This is a genomic window from Methylobacterium sp. E-066 (assembly GCF_022829635.1).
In the GTDB taxonomy this organism is placed as follows: Bacteria; Pseudomonadota; Alphaproteobacteria; order Rhizobiales; family Beijerinckiaceae; genus Methylobacterium.
The window spans coordinates 87,500-105,808 of sequence record NZ_JAKSYO010000115.1 but is presented as its reverse complement, the minus strand read 5'-3'; the positions used below and the strand labels follow the sequence as shown (position 1 = coordinate 105,808).

The following is an 18,309-nucleotide window of genomic DNA, read 5'->3' as shown; positions in this document are numbered from 1 at the left end:
GCCTTGCGCGGGTTGTGAGCCGCTGGGCCTCACTGTAGGGTCCGGCGCGCTGTCCGGCCCAACCGGCTCGGCCCATCCGGCACGGCCGGAGGGACGGGCGCCGATAACAAGGATGGCTTCCCGGCCGCTGGCCTCGTCCGGCGCCGCGGCCCTATTTCGGAATCCAGGGAGAGACACCGAATGGCGAAGATCACCAAGGTTCAGGTTGGCGAAGCCCTCGTCGGCGACGGCAACGAAGTCGCTCACATCGACCTGATCATCGGACCGCGCGGCTCGCCCGCCGAGACGGCTTTCTGCAACGGCCTCGTGAACAACAAGCACGGCTTTACCAGCCTGCTCGCGGTCATCGCGCCGAACCTGCCCTGCAAGCCGAACACCCTGATGTTCAACAAGGTCACCATCAACGACGCCCGTCAGGCCGTCCAGATGTTCGGCCCGGCCCAGCACGGCGTTGCCAAGGCCGTCCAGGACGCCGTTGCCGAAGGCATCATCCCGGCCGATGAGGCCGACGACCTGTTCATCCTGGTCGGCGTGTTCATCCACTGGGAAGCGGCCGACGACGCCAAAATCCAGAAGTACAACTACGAGGCCACCAAGCTCTCGATCCAGCGCGCCGTGAACGGCGAGCCGAAGGCCGCGACCGTCACCGAGCAGCGCAACTCGGCTCAGCACCCCTTCGCCGCCAATTAGATCGGGGACGGTCCTGGGCAGAGTGAGCCTCCGCCCGCACCGCGGGGCCTGCTCCAGCGACTGGCCTCGATCTTCTTAGGTCGATAACGACACCTACCGACGGGACGGCGCAAGCCGTCCCGTTTTTGGTTTCGGGCGCCCTCAAACCTGCCGTCGAGGCGGTCCGGTTGACGCGCCAGGTGGCACGGCCTAGAGGCAGCCCACCATGCCAAGCTTGCTCCGCACCGGATCGTATTACCCGCCGCTCCCATAGCGGCGGCCTGCTTATCATGCCCAACCGCTGCGTCGTCGGCGGTTGCTCCTGTTCTTGATCCGCCGACCTCGCGCCTGCCCGAGGTCCCCGTGTCATCCTCCCACATCACTCAGCTCCGCCCGGCCATCGGGATCATCGGCTTCGGCGCCTTCGGTCGCCTGATCGCCCGGCACCTCGCGCCGCATGGGGCGTTGCGCGTCTACGATCCGCGCCCGGCTGAGCCCGATGCCGAGACCTACGGTGCCATGCGGACCGGCCTTGAAGCGGCGGCACGCTGCCCAATCGTCATCCTCGCCGTTCCGGTTTCCCGCTTGGCCGAGGTCGTGGCCGCGATAGCCCCGCATCTCCGGCCCGGAACGCTGGTGGTCGATGTCGGCTCGGTGAAGATGCTGCCCGTCGCGATCATGCGGGCGGGATTGCCGGCCGGCGTCGAGATCCTCGGCACCCATCCCCTGTTCGGACCCCAGAGTGCCGTCGACGGGATAGCCGGCCTGAAGATCGCCGTGTGTCCGGTCTCGGGACGGCGGGGGCGTCGTGCCGCGGCTTTCCTTCGGAAGGTGCTGAAGCTCAAGGTGATCGTCACGACGCCGGAAGCCCACGACCGCGAGGCCGCAGCCGTTCAGGGCCTGACCCATCTGATCGCGCGGGTGCTCGTCGCCATGGAGCCGCTTCCCACGCAGATGACCACACGAAGCTTTTCACTGCTCATGCAGGCGGTCGACATGGTCCGGCATGATGCGCCCGAAGTCTTCGAGGCGATCGAGCGGTCGAACCCGTTTGCCGCGGAAGTCCGCCAGCGCTTCTTCAAGCTTGCCGCGCAAGTCGAGGCCGATCTCGCCCGGGACGACGATGCCCTGGCCCCCAGACAGCCGTCCATGACGATCGCCCGGACTCACGCTGGAGCGTGAAAGGATCGGGCCGCCCAAAAGAAAAGGGGCCGCCTCGCGGCGACCCCCTTCCTCATCTTGACGAGTGGCTTGGACTTAGAAGTCCATGCCGCCCATGCCGCCGCCGCCCGGCATCGCGGGGGCGCCGCCATCCTTCTTCGGCGCGTCGGCGACCATGGCCTCGGTGGTCACCAGCAGGCCGGCGACCGAAGCCGCGTCCTGCAGGGCGGTGCGCACGACCTTGGCCGGGTCGACGATGCCGGCCTGGATCATGTCGACATATTCCTCGGTCTGGGCGTTGAAGCCGTAGGTCTCCGAGGAGGTGTTGTCGGTGATCTTGCCGACGACGATCGAGCCTTCCACGCCCGCGTTCTGGGCGATCTGACGGATCGGGGCCTCAAGCGCCTTCAGCACGATCTTGATGCCGGCCTGGACGTCCGGAACGTCGGACTTCAGCTCGGCGACCGCCTTCTTGGCGCGCAGCAGGGCGGTGCCGCCGCCCGGGACGATGCCCTCTTCCACCGCAGCGCGGGTGGCGTTGAGGGCGTCGTCGACGCGGTCCTTCTTCTCCTTGACCTCGACCTCGGTCGCGCCGCCGACGCGGATCACCGCGACGCCGCCCGCGAGCTTGGCCAGACGCTCCTGGAGCTTCTCGCGGTCGTAGTCCGAGGTGGTCTCCTCGATCTGCGCCTTGATCTGCGAGATCCGACCCTCGATGTCCGCCTTCTCGCCGACGCCGTCGATGATCGTGGTCGTCTCCTTCTCGATCCGGACGCGCTTGGCCCGGCCGAGCATCGGGAGCGTCACGTTCTCGAGCTTGATGCCGAGATCCTCGGCGATCATCTGGCCCTTCGTGAGGATCGCGATGTCTTCCAGCATCGCCTTGCGACGATCACCGAAGCCCGGCGCCTTGACGGCCGCGACCTTCAGGCCGCCGCGCAGCTTGTTCACCACCAGCGTGGCAAGGGCCTCGCCCTCGATGTCCTCGGCGATGATCAGCAGCGGCTTGCCGGTCTGGACCACGGCCTCGAGCACCGGCAGCATCGCCTGCAGCGACGACAGCTTCTTCTCGTGGATCAGGATGTAGGGGTCTTCCAACTCGGCGACCATCTTCTCCGCGTTGGTGATGAAGTACGGGGAGAGGTAGCCGCGGTCGAACTGCATGCCCTCGACGACGTCGAGTTCGGTCTCGGCGGTCTTGGCCTCCTCGACCGTGATCACGCCCTCGTTGCCGACCTTCTGCATGGCGTGGGCGATCATCTCGCCGATCTCCTTGTCGCCATTGGCGGAGATCGTGCCGACCTGAGCGACCTCGTCGGAGGTCGAGACCTTCTTGGCGCGCGCGACGATGTCCTTCACCGCGGCGGCGGTGGCGAGGTCGATGCCGCGCTTCAGGTCCATCGGGTTGATGCCGGCGGCGACGTACTTGGCGCCCTCGCGGACGATGGCCTGGGCCAGCACGGTCGCGGTGGTGGTGCCGTCACCCGCGATGTCGTTGGTCTTCGAGGCCACTTCGCGCACCATCTGGGCGCCCATGTTCTCGAACTTGTCGGCGAGCTCGATCTCCTTGGCGACGGTGACGCCGTCCTTGGTGATCCGCGGGGCGCCAAAACTCTTCTCGATCACGACGTTGCGGCCCTTGGGGCCCAGCGTCACCTTCACCGCATCGGCGAGGATGTCGACGCCGCGCAGCATCTTATCGCGGGCGTCGGCGGAGAAACGAACGTCTTTCGCTGCCATGGTTTGCCTCTTGTGGTTGGATTGAACCCCAAGGCCTCGGACGGCCTCAAAGGGCTGGGACGGGTGAACCGATCAGAGGGCGACGACGCCCATGATGTCGGATTCCTTCATGATCAGGAGGTCCTGACCGTCGATCTTGACCTCGGTGCCGGACCACTTGCCGAACAGGACGCGGTCGCCGGCCTTGACGTCGAGCGCGTTGACGCGGCCCTGCTCGTCGCGCGCGCCGGGACCGACGGCGACGATCTCGCCCTCTTGCGGCTTCTCCTTGGCGGTATCCGGAATGATGATGCCGCCCTTGGTCTTCTCCTCGCTCTCGATGCGACGGACGACCACGCGGTCGTGCAGCGGACGGAACTTCATGAGCTGCCCTCTTGCTTCAAGTCTGCAGTTGGCGTTGATGCGGCCGGCGAGGCCGCGTCCGAGCCGGACTGTTAGCACTCTGTCTTGGCGAGTGCCAATGACGGCGGCGAGATAGCCCTCGCGCGGTTTCGAGTCAATGCTGTCGCACCCGCCCGCGACCGTGCGATGACGTGGCATTGGCCCCATTCTCCCCCATGGATAACGCGCTTTCATGCTGAGCCTGCACGGACCCGAGGGCGCGGTGACGCTCGACCCGGGCGGCCCGATCCCCGGCAACGCCGTCTGGCTCGATCTCAATGATCCGAGTTCCGAGGAGGCCGCCGCCGTCGAAGCCGCGACGGGCCTGCGCGTGCCCTCCCGGGCCGCGCTGTCGGAGGTGGAATCGTCCAGCCGGCTGCGGCGGGTGAAGGGCGGCCTGTCGCTGTCGACGCCGATGATCACGTTCGAGCGCAGCGACTCGCAGCTGAAGCCGCTCGGTTTTCTCCTGTCGAAGGACCACCTCGTCACCATCCGGTTCCACGACCTGCGTGCGATCGACTCCTCCGAGAAGCGGATCGCCGACGGCGATGGCAGCGTGACCCCGAGCGAGATCTTCCTGGTGATCCTGGAAGAGCTGGTCGACAGCCTCGCCGACGCCCTGGAGGACATGGCCTCCGAACTCGACCAGCTCTCCACCCGAATCTTCGACTTCGACGTGCGCGGCGCGAACCGGCGACGGCTGGAGAGCCCGCCGCCGCGCCGCCGCGATCTGGCGCTGCGGCGGATCCTGCGCGGGATCAGCAACCGCGGAAAGGTCTTGGGTAAGATCCGCGCCAGCCTGCTCGGACTGGAGCGAATCGTGCCGTTCGTGTCGGCTGCCTGCGACGGCCTGGGGCTGCCCGAGGATGGACGCTTCGAGACGATCCGGCGCGACATCGACTCCCTCGACGAGTTCGAGACGCGGCTCGCGGAGAACGTCCAGTTCCTCCTCGACGCGACGCTGGGGCTCATCAACATCGAGCAGAACAACGTCTTTCGCGTGCTCACCGTGGTGTCGGTGGTGGGCGTGCCGCCGACGCTGATCGCGTCGATGTACGGCATGAATTTCAAGCACATGCCGGAGCTGGACTGGGCCTACGGCTATCCCTACGCCCTCGGCCTGATCTTGTTCAGCGCTCTGGCGCCGATCGTTTATTTCCGGATACGCGGATGGTTCTGATATTCGTCCATCAATACCGACTGATCCAAGTTGCTGAAAGGTCATCAGCCGAATACACGTTTCATCGGCTATAGATCTTCGGATTGAATATTTTTCTGCGTATTTGATATTGCGGACATTATCGAAACGCCGCCAAATTAGTCAAAAATTAACGCCATATCGGATACATGCTCAATCGAGCAGCGTGGGCACTAAAATGTTCAAAAGATCCGTATATAGCGAGTCTCAGGCCAAGCTGGACGCCCTGGATCGATCGCTGGCGATCATCGAATTTTCGATGGACGGCAAGGTCATCGCCGCAAACCAGAATTTTCTGGATCTGATGAAGTACTCCTTGGCGGATGTACACGACAAGCATCATCGTATTTTCGTCGACGCCGCTTATGCTCAGAGCGCCGACTACACGGAGTTCTGGGCGAAGCTGAAAGGCGGCCACTACGTCACCGGCGAGTTCCTGCGCCTCGGCAAGGACGGCGCGGAGGTCTGGCTGGAAGCGACCTACAATCCCATCCTCGACGCCCGCGGCCAGCCGGTGAAGGTGGTCAAGTTCGCCTCCGACATCTCGGCCAAGAAGAACCAGATCGACCGCCTGATGTCGATGATCGACAATATGCCGGTCGCGGTGATGACCGCCGATCCGCGCAACGAGTTCAAGATCAATTACCTGAATGCCACCTCGCGCCGGACCCTCGGGCCGCTCGAGCAGTATCTGCCGATCAAGGTCGATCAGATGCTCGACCATTCGTTCGACGTGTTCCACAAGAACCCGCACCATCAGCGCACCATGCTTGCCGATGCGAGCCGGCTGCCGCACCGGACTAAGATCAAGGTCGGCCCGGAGACGCTCGACCTGCAGGTCACGGCGGTCAACGATAGCAAGGGCAATTATATCGGGCCGATGCTGACCTGGGCCATCGTATCCGCCCAGGTGAACATGGCGACCGACGTGAGCCGCGTGGTCGATGCCGTCGGATCGGCCGTCCGGCAGATGCAGCACTCGGCAGAGGGGCTGACGCAGTCCGCCGATTCCGCCCGCCAGAAGGCCTCGTCGGTGGCGGTCAATTCCGAGCAGATGAACAGCGCCATCCAGGAGATTTCCGGCCAGGTCGGACGGGTCTCGGAGCGCGCCCGGCAGATCGCGGTCCAGGCCGAGACCACGGACGCCACGATGCGGCGGCTGGCCGAGAATGCCCGTGAGGTCGACGCGGTGGTCGGCATGATCAAGTCGATCGCCGGCCAGACCAACCTGCTGGCGCTCAACGCCACGATCGAAGCCGCCCGCGCCGGCGTCGCCGGTCGGGGCTTCGCGGTGGTCGCCAGCGAGGTCAAGGCCCTGGCCGAGCAGACCGCCAAGGCGACGGGCGACATCACCCAGCAGGTCGCGGCGATCCAGAGCGCCACCGGCGAGGCGGTCGGGGCGATCGAGATGATCACCGCCGCCGTCGCCGAGCTCTCGAACCTGACCCTGGCGATGGCGAGCGCCGTCGAGGAGCAGGCAGTGTCGACCCACGAGATGTCCGGCAATATCGGCGGCGTCTCGAACGCCGCCAACGCCACCGGCCAGCTCGCCGAGGCCGTGCTCGGCGTCGCCGAGAGCCTGGCTGGACACTCGTCGGACCTCTCGGAGAGCGTCCAGCGGTTCATGAAGTCCGCTTGATCCCGCGGCAGGCGCGACTCGGGGCCGTGAAACGCGCACGCGGCCTCGTGCGTATCCCCGATACGCAATCCAGCGGAGGAGTTGAGCCGATCCCCTATGCTTTCAGGATGTTCCGGCGGCCGGTCCTCGTCGCGCTCGCGTGCGGCGTCCCGGCTCTCGCCGAAGCCGAACCGGCGCCCCTGGCGCCGCCGCCCGGGAGCGCGCCGATCATCAGCCTCGCCGCCCGGGGCGTGCAGATCTATGCCTGCACCGCCGGGGAGGAAGCCCCGGCCTGGGGCGCGGCCAAGCCCGAAGCCGACCTTTCCCAGGCCGACGGACGCGTCGTCGGCCGCCATTTCGAGGGCCCGACCTGGGAATCGCAGGACGGCTCCCGCGTGGTCGGATCCGTGATCGACCAAGCACCGGCACCGCAGCCCCAGGCCGTTGCGTGGCTGCTGCTCTCGGGCCAGGCCACCGGAACCGGGATGCTCGCCGGAACGCGCTACGTCCTGCGCCGGGATACGGCTGGCGGGGAGAAGCCGCCCGGCGGATGCACGCCCGGCCAGACCATGCGCGTGCCCTACACCGCAACTTACACGTTCTATCGCTGAGCGCCGGTCAGTCCCGGGCGAGCTGCGCCCGGCCGATGGAAAAAACCCGCCCGTCCCCGAGCAGGTGGGCCGTGAACCCGTTCGGGAACAGGCCCTCGATCGCGCGGTCGCGGACGTTCAGCCCGCCCGCAAAGGCGCCGAAGGCCGGCATCACCAAGCGGGTGCCGTCGGAGACGAAGCAGCGCCGGCGGACCGCGCGGCCACGCATCGCGACCTTGCCGCAAGGATGGAGATGACCGGCGATCTCGCCGGGCACGAGTTCGGGGCTCGGCTCGTGGCGCAGGATGAGCCCGCCGAGGGCCAGCGCGTCGGCGTAGCGGCCGCCAACGCCCTCGCTCACCGCCGCATCGTGGTTGCCGGCGATCCAGACCCAGTCCCGGCCCTCTTGCAGGGCCGCCACCATGGCCCGGTCGCCCGGCTCCATGCGCTCCGGCCCCCGGTGATCGTGGAAGGAATCGCCGAGCGCGACCACCCGGGCCGGATCGTGCCGGATCACCGCCTCGTGCAGGCAGGCCAGGGTCTCGCGGGTGTCGTAGGGCGGCAGGAACTGGCCGGTCCGGGCGGCGTAGGACGAGCCCTTCTCCAGGTGGAGATCGGACACGATCAGGGTGCGATGCTCCGGCAGCCACACGCCGCCGCAGAGGTCGAGCATCAGGGTCTCGCCCGCGAGCAGCAGGGTCGGGTGCTTGTGAGTCTTCTCGAGTCTCAGGCCGGCCGCCAAGATCGCATCCTCGGTCTCAAAGGGGGAGGGCGGATCGCCGGTCAGGACAGAGCCTCCTGAAGAAGCTCGGCCTCTGCCTCGGCCAGGATCTCGTCGGCACCCTCGCCGTAGACCCGCTCGCGCCCGATCTCGAGCATCACGGATACGGAGAGCGGCGAGACCCGATCGAGAGCCCTGTGGATGATTCGCCCCTGGATGCGCTCTAGCATCATGCCGAGGCGCCTCACGTCGAGGAGTCCGGTTGCCGCATCCTGCCGTGCCGCCCGGAGCAGGAGGTGGTCCGGCTGGTGCTTGCGCAGCACGTCGTAGATCAGGTCCGTGGAGATCGTGACCTGCCGGCCCGACTTCTTCAGCCCCGGATGGTGGCGCTCGATCAGCCCAGCGATCACCGCGCATTGCCGGAAGGTGCGCTTCATCATCGCCGATTCGTCGAGCCACGCCTCCAGGTCGTCGCCCAGCATGTCGACCGCGAACAGATCGCCGATGAAGTCGGGATCGAGCGCCGCCCGCTCGGACACGTCGCGGGTGGTCCAGATCGCGATGCCGTAATCGTTCGCCGCGAAGCCGAGGGGACGCAGGCCGTCGCGTTCCAGCCGGCGGGTGAGCAGCATGCCGAGCGTCTGGTGCGCCAGCCGCCCCTCGAACGGGAAGGCGGTGAGGTAATGGCGCTTGCCCCGCGGGAAGGTCTCGACCAGCAGGTCGCGCTCGCCCGGCAGGACCGAGCGGCGACGCTGCTGCTGCAGGTAATCGCCGATCTGCTTCGGCAGCCGGTCCCATTCGAACGGGTCGGCGATGATCGCCCGGACCCGCTCGGCCAAAAAGGTCGAGAGCGGGAATTTCGCGCCGGCATAGGAGGGGATCGCCGGGTCGGTTCCGAGCGGCGCGCGCGTCACCAGGGCCTCGTCCTCGGCCAGCCCCTCGAAGCGCAGGGTCTCGCCGGCGAACAGGAAGGTGTCGCCGATCGTGAGCGTGTCGGCGAACTCGTCCTCGATCTCGCCGAGCACGCGGCCACCCTTCGGCAGGACCGCGCCGGGCTTGCCGCGCAGGGTCCGGCCGAGACGCACCCGCACCCGCGCCGCCTCGACGATGGTGCCGACATTCATCCGGTAGGCCTGGGCGGTGCGGGCATCCCGCACCCGCCACAGCCCATCGGGCCCGCGCAGGATCTTGGCGAAGCGCTCATAGGCGCGCAGGGCGTAGCCGCCGGTCGCCACGTAATCGACGACCTGCTCGAACGATTCCCAGGTCAGGCCGGTATAAGGCGAAGCGGAGACGATCTCGTCATAGAGGCCCAGCGGATCGAACGCGTCGGCGCAGGCCATTCCGAGCACGTGCTGGGCGAGCACGTCGAGGGCGCCGAGCCGCGCGTCGGGGGTGTCCTGCGCAGCCTCCTCGACGGCGTCGAGCGCCGCCTGGCACTCCAGCATCTCGAAGCGGTTGCCCGGCACCAGATAGGCCTTCGACGGCTCGTCCATGCGGTGGTTGGCCCGGCCGATCCGCTGCATGATCCGGCTCGCGCCCTTGGGCGCCCCGACATTGACCACGAGATCGACGTTGCCCCAGTCGATGCCGAGATCGAGGGTCGCGGTGCAGACGATCGCCCGCAGCTGGCCCGCCGCCATGGCGGCCTCGACCCGGCGGCGCTGCTGCGCGTCCAGCGAGCCGTGATGGATCGCGATCGGCAGCGCGTCGTCGTTGAGCCGCCACAGCTCCTGGAAGGTGTATTCGGCCTGGAGCCGGGTGTTGACGAAGACCAGGGTCGTGCGGTGCTCGCGGATCAGGTCGTAGATCGCCGGCATCGAGTGCCAGGCTGTGTGCCCCGCAATCGGCAGCGACCGGCCGAGATCGAGCATGCGCAGGTCAGCCTTGGCGCCGCCCTGGACTGTGACGAGGTCGGCCATGGGGGACTTCGCATTCCCTCCCCCCTCTGCGGGGAAGGGAGGGAGAGGCGCCTGGGTCGTGCGTGCGACGTCATCGAGCGCCGAGACCGCGACGCGCCCCCTCTCCCGTGCGGGAGAGGGTTGGGGTGAGGGACCAGGGTTTTCCGGAGAGGTCGCATCCCTCTCCCTGTCCCTCTCCCGCACGGGAGAGGGGACCTGCGCCTCGTTCGGGGATGTGTGGATCCGACCGCCCGCAGAGGCGGGACCCAGCACCTGCGGCACCAGATATTTTCGCAATTCGTCCGGCTCTCGGACGGTGGCGGACAGGCCGATCGCCGCCAGGTCCGGGCTCAGACGGTGCAGCCGGGCGAGCGCCAGGGAGAGCAGGTCGCCGCGCTTCGAGGTCACGAGGGCGTGCAGCTCGTCGAGGATGACGCAGCGCAGGCCGGAGAAGAATTCGGCGGCGTCGCGATGGGCGATCAGCAGCGCCAGCTGCTCGGGCGTGGTCAGCAGGATGTCGGGCGGACGGCTGATCTGGCGGGTGCGCTTGTGCGCCGGGGTGTCGCCGGTCCGGGTCTCGACCCGCACCGGCAGGTCAATCTGGGCGATCGGCGCATCGAGGTTGCGGGCGATGTCGACCGCCAGCGCCTTCAGCGGCGAGATGTAGAGGGTGTGCAACCCCTTCGCGGCCTTGGGAGCGGGTTTTGCGCCCGCCCGCTCCGACAGGGCAACGAGGCTCGGCAAGAAGCCTGCGAGCGTCTTGCCGGCTCCGGTCGGCGCCACCAGCAGGGCCGAGCGGCCGGCGCGGACGATCCGCAGGAGATCGATCTGGTGCGGCCGGGGCGTCCAGCCACGCGCGGCGAACCACGCCCGGAAGGCCGGCGGCAGGATCTCGGACGGGTCGCTCAGGCCAGGGCCATCAGGAAACGGTCGCTCAGCTCCAGGGCACGCTCGCTCATCGCGCTCGGGTACCGAGCGAAGACGTGGCAGCCGCCCGGATAGATCGCGGTGTGGCCGCCATTGCCCGCCGCTGCCCAGCGCGCCGACATGTACAGCGTATCGTCCAGCAGCGGGTCAGCGGTGCCGATGGTGAACAGGGCGGGCGGCAGGCCCTTGAGGTCGGCATAGATCGGCGACACGTCCGGGCGGCGGCGATCGATCCCGTCGCGGACATAGCCGTCGGCGAATTTGGTCAGATCGAGGGTGTTCACGACGAGCCGCTCATCGCCCCAGTTGCGCACCGAGGGGGTCAGACCGAGATCGTAGAAGCCGGCATTGAGATTGGCGCCGCGGAACGCCCGCGGCTGGTTGTGCAGGTCGCGCAGACGCAGCAGCACCATCACGGCGAGATGGGCACCGACCGACTCGCCGCCGATCGTCAGTGCATGGATGCCGAATTCGGTTCGGCCCGGGCCAGCGAGCCAGAGCGCCGCGGCCTCGCAATCGAGGAGGGCGGCCGGGTAGGGATGCTCGGGGGCAAGCCGGTACTCCACCGACAGCACCACGAAACCGCAGGCATCGGCGATGCGCTCCAGCCAGGGATCCTGCTCGTCAGCGGCGCCCCAGACCCAGCCGCCGCGGTGAATGTGCAGATAGGCGCCCCGCAGCTTTGCGGCGGCCTTCGGGCGGATCACCCGGAGCTTGAGCGGACCACCGGGGCCCTCGATCGTCAGCCATTCGGCCCGGGCACTGTGCGGCATCGCCGGCGCCGCCTTGGTTCCGGCGCGGCGGCGGGTGCGCACCTCGTCGATCGGCAGCGACCAGGGATCGGGCAGGGCGGCGTACGCCGCGACGATCTCGGCATTGAGCCGAAGCGTCTCGGGATCGATCGTCGCCGGGTCGAACAAGGCGTGGTCGATCATGCTGGGTCTCGTCCCCGTCGGCTTTGTCCCGCGGCCATTCCCGGCATCTTGGCGGGACGGGTCTCGCTTGCCATCTCGGGTCCGTGGGTGAAACCCGCTAACGTTCGATCCGGGATCCGGTTTCGAGGCGGTGTGGTGCGACGGCCACGGTTCCGCCGGTTTCGTCGCCGATCCGGACAGCCTCTGGTTTCATGAGGACGCGATGCTCGTCGATCACGACCGGCGCCGACACGGTGCCCCGCCGCCGAACGACGCCTATGGCGCTGAGGTGTACCCACCGCGCGCCTCGGCGCTGCGCCGATTCCTCGGCGGCTCGCCCGCCGGCGTGTTCCTGCGCCTGCTGTTCCTGTCGGTGCTGGTCGGCGCCTTCATGTCGATGCTCGGCCTGACGCCGGGCCGGCTGTTCTGGCACATCTACGATTCGGCCCGGGCGCTCCTGGAGATCGGCCTCGCTTCGCTGCACGATTTCGGCGGCTGGATCGTCGCGGGCGCGGTCGTGGTCATCCCGCTCTGGCTGATCTCGCGCCTGTTCGCCGCCTCGCGCTGACCGGACAGTTCACGAATCGTTCACATCTGTTTAGGTCGCGGCATGACGCATCCGCCTGCCGCCTCACCGGTCTTGCCGACGCATCGCCGCGTGTTGGCTCTGGCCCTGCCGATGACGCTGGCCAACGTCACGACGCCGATGCTCGGCTTCGTCGGCGCCGCCGTGATCGGCCGGCTCGGCGACGCGGCCCTGCTCGGCGCGGTGGCGCTGGGGGCCGTGATCTTCGACGTGATCTTCTGGTCCTTCGGGGCACTCCGCATGGCGACCGCGGGCCTGACCGCCCAGGCGGTCGGCGCCCAGGATGAACCAGAAGTCGACCGCATCCTGGCCCGGGCGCTGGCGGCGGGCGCCGTGATCGGCCTGAGCCTCGTCGCGCTGCAATGGCCGATCGCCGAGGCCGCGTTCGCGGTGAGCGGCGCGAGCGCGGCGGTGATCGACGGCCTCGCGACCTATTTCCACATCCGCATCCTGTCCGCCCCGTTCGTGCTGGCGAGCTACGGCGTGCTCGGCTCGGTGGTGGGGCGTGGGCGGACCGATCTCGGCCTGCTGCTCCAGGTGGCGATCAACCTGGTCAATGTCGGCCTGACCCTGGCCTTCGTCCTCGGCTTCGGGATGGGACTCGCCGGCGCGGCGCTGGCGGCCTTGTGCGCGGAGGTGGCCGGGCTCGGCCTCGGGCTGATCGTGCTGGCGCGGCTCGGCTCACGCCCGTTCCGGGTGCCCCTGCGCGACCTCCGGAACGCGGCCGCGCTCCGCCGGACGCTCAGCGTCAACCTCGACGTGATCCTGCGCACCCTGGCGTTGATCACCGCCATCGTGCTGTTCTCGGCGCTGGGTGCCCGACAGGGCGACGTGGTCCTGGCGGCCAATTCCGTCCTGTGGAATCTCTTTTTGATCGGCGGGTTCTTCCTCGACGGCTTCGCCACGGCGGCCGAGACCCTGTGCGGGCAGGCGGTGGGCGCCCGGGACGCGGACGCGTTCCGGAGGGCCTCCAGCTTGAGTCTGTGCTGGTGTCTGGGCTTCGGGATCGGGGTCAGCTTGATCGCCTACGCGGGCGGCGCGGGCTTCATCGACTTCGTCACCACCAGCGAGCCAGTGCGCGAGACCGCCAGAACCTATCTGCCGCTCGCCGCTCTGGCGCCGCTCGCTGCCGCCGCGCCATTCGCCTATGACGGGATCTATGTCGGCGCCACCTGGACCCGGGCGATGCGCAACCTGATGGCGGGCGCACTCGCAGCCTACGGCGCTGTTCTGGCGCTGGTCCAGGGTCTGGGTCTCGGCAATACCGGCCTGTGGCTGGCCTTCGTGGCCTTCCTGGGGGCGCGGGGCCTGTTCCAGGCGATCGCGTTTCCAGGACTGGCCCGCGCAACGTTTCAGCGTCCGACGCCGTCGGCCGGCCGGAAAACGGCGTCAGAATTCGCGTAGTCGTCGCCAAAAGTTCGGCGCGGCGTCGATCAGTGCGGATCCTTCCAGGCCGTGGCGGCCGGCGGCGCTGCGCGGGCGACCGTCCCGGTGGTCCGCGGCAGTTCGGCTTCGGCCCGCCGCTGCGGCGCCCGGCGGAGGCTGCCATAGCGCCGGCCCCGGCGGACATGGCGCCGCCCACGCTCGGTCGAGTTGCCGACAAACCCGCCGACCACGGCACCGGCCACAGCCCCGATCGGACCACCCACCAGGGCGCCGGCGACCGCGCCGGAGCCGACCCCAAGGGTCGTCCGGCTTTGGGCCCGGGCGGGATCGGGCGCCCCGGCCAGGACCAGGCCGGCCAGGACGAAGACGGTCGAGAACAGGCGCATGGTATCGGATCCCGGGATCCAAGGATTGGACTCGGGCCGCCTTTATCCGTGAGAACATGACCAAAGCGCGGCCGGATACGGCGCGGCGGCGAGTAGTATCAAACGTCGCAGGGACTCACCGATCGAGCGATCGAAGGTGTGGCCAGCCCAATCCCGTGCTCTAGGGTGCAGTGCAACGAAGACCGGCCGTGGAGCGGCCGCACCCGGGAGATGCTCATGGCCACGACGACCGACCTGCGCCTGCGCCGGAGCGTGCTCTACATGCCCGGCTCGAACCAGCGGGCGCTCGACAAGGCCAAGACCCTGCCGGTGGACAGCATCATCCTCGACCTCGAGGACGCGGTCGGCCCGGAGGAGAAGGAGATCGCCCGCGAGCAGGTCTGCGCCGCGGTCAAGAGCGGCGCATACGGCAGCCGCGAGCTGGTGATCCGGGTCAACGCTCCTCAGACCCCCTGGGGGGAGGCCGACCTCCACGCCGCCATCGAGGCCAAGCCCGACGCGATCCTGATGCCGAAGGTGTCGTCCCCGGCGGTGCTGGAGAGCATCGCCGATCGGCTCGAATCCCTCGACGCCCCCGAGAGCATTGCCGTCTGGGCGATGATCGAGACGCCGGCCTCGATCCTCAACATCCAGGAGATCGCCCGGGCCAAGCGCGATCCGCGCAAGCGCCTGACCTGCCTGGTGCTCGGCACCAACGACCTCGCCAAGGACACCTGGGCCAAGATCGTGCCAGGCCGGGTGCCGATGCTGCCCTGGATGATGATGGCGCTGGCCGCCGCCCGGGCCGAGGGCTTGGCGATCCTCGACGGCGTCTACAACGACATCGCCGATACGGAGGGCTGCCGCGACGAGTGCCGCCAGGCCCGCGACCTCGGCTTCGACGGCAAGACCCTGATCCACCCGACTCAGCTGGAGCCGGCCAACGCCTCGTTCGCACCGACCGAGGAGGAGGTGCGCCGGGCCAAGCTGGTGATCGAGGCGTTCGAGCGCCCGGAATACGCCAAGCGCGGCGCGATCAAGCTCGAAGGCCGCCTCTACGAGCGCCAGCATCTCGGGGTGAACCGCCGAGCCGTCACTTGGTCCGAGGCGATCAAGGCCAAGGGGTTCTGAGCGCCAGCAGCGCGGAGAAGATCATGCTCACCGGCGGATGCTACTGCGGCGCAATCCGCTACGAGGCCCGGGCTGAGCCGTTCCATGAAACGATCTGCCATTGCACTGATTGCCGGCGGATCGTCGGGGCGGCGCAGGTCGCGTGGTTCTCGGTACCGCGCTCCGCGTTCCGGTTCGTCGCCGGGACGCCCACCGCGTTCCGGTCCAGCCCGGCGGTCCTTCGCCGGTTCTGCGGCACCTGCGGCACCTCCCTGACCTACGAAGCCGAGTCCGCACCCGACGAGATCGACATCACGACGGCGAGCCTCGACGAACCGAGCCGGGTCCCGCCGCGGGACCATACATGGGTTAGCAGCAAGCTCGACTGGGACCCGATCAGCGACGGGCTGCCGGCATTTTCGGGGGCGCGAGACAGCGACAGACCCTCGGGCTGATCCGGCCGTGCTTGTCGATCGCGCGGTACAGGTAGCGCCACGGACCGCACATTCGGATGTCGGTCTTACCCACGCGCACCGAGCCGCAATGCGGCTTGCGGAACCGGCGCAAGCCGCGCTCGATGGCGGGCGCGTGGGCCAGACCCAGCGATTGCCGGTGCCGTGATCGACCTCCATTCCGCGCTCCAGGAGCAATGCCTCGATATCGCGGTCGCTCAACGCGTAGCGCAGGGACCTGGAAACCGCCTGGACGATCAGGGCGGCCTGGAAGCGCCGGCTCCGGACGTCGCCGCGCGTGTCTCGCTTCAGCTTGAGGGCCAGCGTTGAGGATCATGGGCCGGCTCCTGGGATGGAGCGGCAGGCTCGGCAGCTAGGCCTGACGACCCGTGAAAGCCGGCGTGATCGCGTTTGCGACACGCCCGAGCCCTTCACGTCAGGTCAAACCTGCTCCGCCCAACGCCGGGACCAAACATCTGCGGATCTTCCGGCCACGGCTCTAAACGTACCGTTAACCTTAATCAGTGATTTCCCAGATCTTGAATGGTTTCGCGCGGACTGTACCTGGCGCGAAAGGATGGCAAACTATGCGGCTGATCGTCGGCACAATCATCGTCTTCGCCTGCGTCTTCGGCAGCTACGCGATGATGGGTGGCCATCTGCTCGTTCTGTGGCAGCCGTTCGAGTTCGTCATCATCCTCGGTGCGGCGATCGGGGCCTTCGTCATCGGCAACGTCGGGCCGGTGCTCAAGGCCGTGCCCGCCATGCTGGGCACGCTCGTGAAGGGTCCCAAATACACGCAGCAATGCTATGTCGAACTCCTGGGTATGCAGTATTCGTTGTTCAAACTTGCGAAGTCGAAGGGCGCGATGGCGCTCGAGCCACACATCGAAGATCCGGGCGCGTCGGCGCTGTTCAACGCCTTCCCGACCTTTGCAGCGAACCATCACGCGGTCGAATTCGTCTGCGATTACATGCGTATGGTCACGCTGGGCGCCAACAACGTCTACGAGATCGACGCTCTCATGGATGAGGAACTGCAGACGCACCACCAGGAGCAGGAGCGTGTCGTTTCGGCCATGCAGTCGCTCGCCGACGGAACACCGGCGCTGGGCATCGTCGCCGCCGTGCTCGGCGTGATCAAGACGATGGGGGCGATCAAGGAGCCGCCGGAGGTGCTGGGACATCTGATCGGCGGCGCGCTCGTCGGCACCTTCTTCGGCGTCTTCGTCGCCTACGGCTTCTTCGGGCCCATGGCGCAGTCGCTCAAGAGCCTCTTCGAGGCCGAATCCAAATACTTCCTGTCCCTCAAGGCGGGTCTGCTCGCCCATATCGGCGGCCAGCCGCCGGTGATGGCTGTCGAATTTGCCCGCAAGTCTCTGATGAGCGACGTCCGCCCGACCTTCAACGAAGTCGAAGCGGCGACCGCCGCTCTGCCCGCCCAGAACTGACCCGGTATCGAGCAGGGACCCGATGACCACGATCATCATCAAGAAGGTCAAGAAGGCCGCGCATGCGCACCACGGCGGCGCCTGGAAGATCGCCTATGCGGATTTCGTGACCGCCATGATGGCGTTCTTCCTGCTGATGTGGCTGATCAGCATGACGACGCAGGAGCAGAAGAACGGTCTGGCGGAATACTTCGCGCCGTCGGCTTCGAGCCCTGCAACCAGTGGCGCTGGCGGAATGCTCTACGGCACCGCCCTGGACACGTCGGGCAACAAGGCGTCCACGCCCCGCGACGCGGCGAGGGGCTCTGCCGAGCCGGAGGAGAGAGCGCGCCCGAACACGCCGGGCCGCGCCAGCGATGTCGATACCAACCGCCCGGCCGCCAGCGCGCAGGCCGATTACAGCGCCATAGCCAGCCTCCGGCAGGCGCTCCAGTCGATGCCCGACATCGCCGAGCTGTCGAAGAACATCGTGATCGAGCCGACCAAGGAGGGCGTGAACGTGTCCCTCGTGGACCAAGACGGCCGCTCCATGTTCCGCGAGGGCTCCGTCGACCCCAACGAGCGCACCCGTCGCGTGCTGGAGGCGCTCGCGCCCGCCCTGCGCAAGCTGCCCAACCGCCTGTCTGTCACCGGCCACACGGCCGCCGCGCGCCCGGGCTCGGCGCCGGCCGTCGAACCCTGGAACCTCACCGCCGGGCGTGCGCTCGCCGTACGCGAGATCCTGGCGGGTTCCGGGGTTCCCAACGACAACTTCATGTCCGTGGTGGGACGCGCCGACACCGAGCCGGTTTTCCCCGACAATCCCTACCTCGCGCCGAACCGACGGGTGACGATCACGCTGCTCCACGCGAACCCGCCGGCGCCCCCGAACCCGTTTCGCTGACGACACGGCATCTCGCCGCCTGAGAGCCGTTCTCGATCGCGTTACGATCGGGAACGGCTCTCAGTCCTTGATCGCGCGCGCGCTGACCCGCACGCTCCGCGATCAGGGCCGGCCGAGTGCGAGCCGCAACCTGTCCACCTTCCGGAGGAGCGGACGGGATCGTGCCGAGTCGCCGGATCGGCAGGGCAAGCGCCTGGATGACGATCAGGAATCTCTTCCCGAGACGACTGCACGAGGCTATTCTCAGCCCAAGAAT

The 18,309-nt window shown here is 67.9% G+C and carries 17 protein-coding genes and 1 pseudogene; 11 read left to right on the top strand and 7 right to left on the bottom strand.

The features are described 5' to 3' along the window. Positions 1 to 180 precede the first annotated feature (180 nt). Both fae and MKL20_RS16900 read left to right on the top strand, forming a co-directional pair. A complete protein-coding gene (fae, locus tag MKL20_RS16905) occupies positions 181 to 690 on the top strand; it encodes a 5,6,7,8-tetrahydromethanopterin hydro-lyase (RefSeq protein WP_243946719.1) in 510 nt (169 codons plus the stop codon). 342 nt (positions 691 to 1,032) lie between these two features. Further along, on the top strand, positions 1,033 to 1,851 hold the full coding sequence (locus MKL20_RS16900) for a prephenate dehydrogenase/arogenate dehydrogenase family protein (protein WP_244037632.1): 819 nt from the start codon (positions 1,033 to 1,035) through the stop codon (positions 1,849 to 1,851). A gap of 75 nt (positions 1,852 to 1,926) precedes the next feature. Here MKL20_RS16900 and groL read toward each other — a convergent pair whose 3' ends face one another. Continuing rightward, positions 1,927 to 3,570: a chaperonin GroEL gene (groL, locus tag MKL20_RS16895; protein WP_244037631.1), complete on the bottom strand. Its 1,644-nt coding sequence runs from the start codon at positions 3,568 to 3,570 to the stop codon at positions 1,927 to 1,929. Positions 3,571 to 3,642: 72 nt separating this feature from the next. Further along, complete coding sequence (gene groES / locus MKL20_RS16890; RefSeq protein WP_007567860.1) at positions 3,643 to 3,933, bottom strand: co-chaperone GroES; 291 nt, start codon at positions 3,931 to 3,933, stop codon at positions 3,643 to 3,645. Positions 3,934 to 4,144: 211 nt separating this feature from the next. Here groES and MKL20_RS16885 point away from each other — a divergent pair, with 211 nt between their 5' ends. The 3 genes from MKL20_RS16885 (at position 4,145) to MKL20_RS16875 (ending at position 7,378) form a co-directional block, all read left to right on the top strand. Then, positions 4,145 to 5,131: a CorA family divalent cation transporter gene (locus tag MKL20_RS16885; protein WP_244037630.1), complete on the top strand. Its 987-nt coding sequence runs from the start codon at positions 4,145 to 4,147 to the stop codon at positions 5,129 to 5,131. 196 nt (positions 5,132 to 5,327) lie between these two features. Next, positions 5,328 to 6,788, top strand: coding sequence for a methyl-accepting chemotaxis protein (locus MKL20_RS16880; RefSeq protein ID WP_244037629.1), 1,461 nt, complete (start codon positions 5,328 to 5,330; stop codon positions 6,786 to 6,788). Positions 6,789 to 6,814: 26 nt separating this feature from the next. Beyond that, on the top strand, positions 6,815 to 7,378 hold the full coding sequence (locus MKL20_RS16875) for a DUF3455 domain-containing protein (protein ID WP_244037628.1): 564 nt from the start codon (positions 6,815 to 6,817) through the stop codon (positions 7,376 to 7,378). Between the two features lie 7 nt (positions 7,379 to 7,385). Here the strand turns inward: MKL20_RS16875 and pdeM are convergent, their stop codons facing one another. The 3 genes from pdeM to MKL20_RS16860 are packed head-to-tail and all read right to left on the bottom strand — an operon-like array spanning position 7,386 to position 11,841. Continuing rightward, positions 7,386 to 8,099, bottom strand: a complete 714-nt coding sequence (pdeM, locus tag MKL20_RS16870) for a ligase-associated DNA damage response endonuclease PdeM (protein WP_244037627.1) — start codon at positions 8,097 to 8,099, stop codon at positions 7,386 to 7,388. A 41-nt stretch (positions 8,100 to 8,140) separates the two neighbouring features. Continuing rightward, complete coding sequence (locus MKL20_RS16865) at positions 8,141 to 10,888, bottom strand: ligase-associated DNA damage response DEXH box helicase (protein WP_244037680.1); 2,748 nt, start codon at positions 10,886 to 10,888, stop codon at positions 8,141 to 8,143. Then, positions 10,885 to 11,841 (bottom strand): alpha/beta hydrolase, encoded by a 957-nt coding sequence (locus MKL20_RS16860; protein ID WP_244037626.1) that lies wholly within the window; start codon positions 11,839 to 11,841, stop codon positions 10,885 to 10,887. Before MKL20_RS16860 ends, MKL20_RS16865 begins: the two co-directional genes overlap by 4 nt. 202 nt (positions 11,842 to 12,043) lie before the next feature. On the opposite strand from MKL20_RS16860, the gene MKL20_RS16855 reads away from it, so the two are divergent. After that, a complete protein-coding gene (locus tag MKL20_RS16855) occupies positions 12,044 to 12,388 on the top strand; it encodes a DUF6460 domain-containing protein (protein WP_243970409.1) in 345 nt (114 codons plus the stop codon). A 42-nt stretch (positions 12,389 to 12,430) separates the two neighbouring features. Next, positions 12,431 to 13,810, top strand: a complete 1,380-nt coding sequence (locus MKL20_RS16850; RefSeq protein WP_244037625.1) for an MATE family efflux transporter — start codon at positions 12,431 to 12,433, stop codon at positions 13,808 to 13,810. A gap of 29 nt (positions 13,811 to 13,839) precedes the next feature. Here MKL20_RS16850 and MKL20_RS16845 read toward each other — a convergent pair whose 3' ends face one another. After that, positions 13,840 to 14,178 (bottom strand): hypothetical protein, encoded by a 339-nt coding sequence (locus MKL20_RS16845; RefSeq protein ID WP_244037624.1) that lies wholly within the window; start codon positions 14,176 to 14,178, stop codon positions 13,840 to 13,842. A gap of 216 nt (positions 14,179 to 14,394) precedes the next feature. Between MKL20_RS16845 and MKL20_RS16840 the strand changes: the two genes are divergently transcribed. Both MKL20_RS16840 and MKL20_RS16835 read left to right on the top strand, forming a co-directional pair. Beyond that, the gene (locus MKL20_RS16840) at positions 14,395 to 15,288 is read left to right on the top strand and encodes an HpcH/HpaI aldolase/citrate lyase family protein (RefSeq protein ID WP_243970403.1); all 894 of its coding nucleotides are present in this window, start codon (positions 14,395 to 14,397) and stop codon (positions 15,286 to 15,288) included. Positions 15,289 to 15,311: 23 nt separating this feature from the next. After that, entirely contained in the window at positions 15,312 to 15,722 is a 411-nt protein-coding gene (locus MKL20_RS16835; protein ID WP_244037623.1) for a GFA family protein, read from the top strand. 4 nt (positions 15,723 to 15,726) lie between these two features. Here MKL20_RS16835 and MKL20_RS16830 read toward each other — a convergent pair. Continuing rightward, positions 15,727 to 16,043: pseudogene (locus tag MKL20_RS16830) on the bottom strand (IS6 family transposase); the annotation flags it as partial. A gap of 263 nt (positions 16,044 to 16,306) precedes the next feature. Between MKL20_RS16830 and motA the strand changes: the two are divergent. Together motA and MKL20_RS16820 are read left to right on the top strand one after the other, a co-directional pair. Beyond that, positions 16,307 to 17,170: a flagellar motor stator protein MotA gene (motA, locus tag MKL20_RS16825; RefSeq protein ID WP_244037622.1), complete on the top strand. Its 864-nt coding sequence runs from the start codon at positions 16,307 to 16,309 to the stop codon at positions 17,168 to 17,170. Positions 17,171 to 17,192: 22 nt separating this feature from the next. Further along, positions 17,193 to 18,053 (top strand): flagellar motor protein MotB, encoded by an 861-nt coding sequence (locus MKL20_RS16820; RefSeq protein ID WP_244037621.1) that lies wholly within the window; start codon positions 17,193 to 17,195, stop codon positions 18,051 to 18,053. The last annotated feature ends 256 nt before the right edge of the window (positions 18,054 to 18,309 follow it).

Bases quoted from the DNA above. Each gene is read 5' to 3' on its own strand.
- fae (WP_243946719.1), top strand. From the start codon at position 181: ATGGCGAAGATCACCAAGGTTCAGGTTGGCGAAGCCCTCGTCGGCGAC.
- groL (WP_244037631.1), bottom strand. From the start codon at position 3,570: ATGGCAGCGAAAGACGTTCGTTTCTCCGCCGACGCCCGCGATAAGATG.
- groES (WP_007567860.1), bottom strand. From the start codon at position 3,933: ATGAAGTTCCGTCCGCTGCACGACCGCGTGGTCGTCCGTCGCATCGAG.
- MKL20_RS16885 (WP_244037630.1), top strand. From the start codon at position 4,145: ATGCTGAGCCTGCACGGACCCGAGGGCGCGGTGACGCTCGACCCGGGC.
- MKL20_RS16880 (WP_244037629.1), top strand. From the start codon at position 5,328: ATGTTCAAAAGATCCGTATATAGCGAGTCTCAGGCCAAGCTGGACGCC.
- MKL20_RS16860 (WP_244037626.1), bottom strand. From the start codon at position 11,841: ATGATCGACCACGCCTTGTTCGACCCGGCGACGATCGATCCCGAGACG.
- MKL20_RS16855 (WP_243970409.1), top strand. From the start codon at position 12,044: ATGCTCGTCGATCACGACCGGCGCCGACACGGTGCCCCGCCGCCGAAC.
- MKL20_RS16850 (WP_244037625.1), top strand. From the start codon at position 12,431: ATGACGCATCCGCCTGCCGCCTCACCGGTCTTGCCGACGCATCGCCGC.
- MKL20_RS16845 (WP_244037624.1), bottom strand. From the start codon at position 14,178: ATGCGCCTGTTCTCGACCGTCTTCGTCCTGGCCGGCCTGGTCCTGGCC.
- MKL20_RS16840 (WP_243970403.1), top strand. From the start codon at position 14,395: ATGGCCACGACGACCGACCTGCGCCTGCGCCGGAGCGTGCTCTACATG.
- MKL20_RS16835 (WP_244037623.1), top strand. From the start codon at position 15,312: ATGCTCACCGGCGGATGCTACTGCGGCGCAATCCGCTACGAGGCCCGG.
- motA (WP_244037622.1), top strand. From the start codon at position 16,307: ATGCGGCTGATCGTCGGCACAATCATCGTCTTCGCCTGCGTCTTCGGC.
- MKL20_RS16820 (WP_244037621.1), top strand. From the start codon at position 17,193: ATGACCACGATCATCATCAAGAAGGTCAAGAAGGCCGCGCATGCGCAC.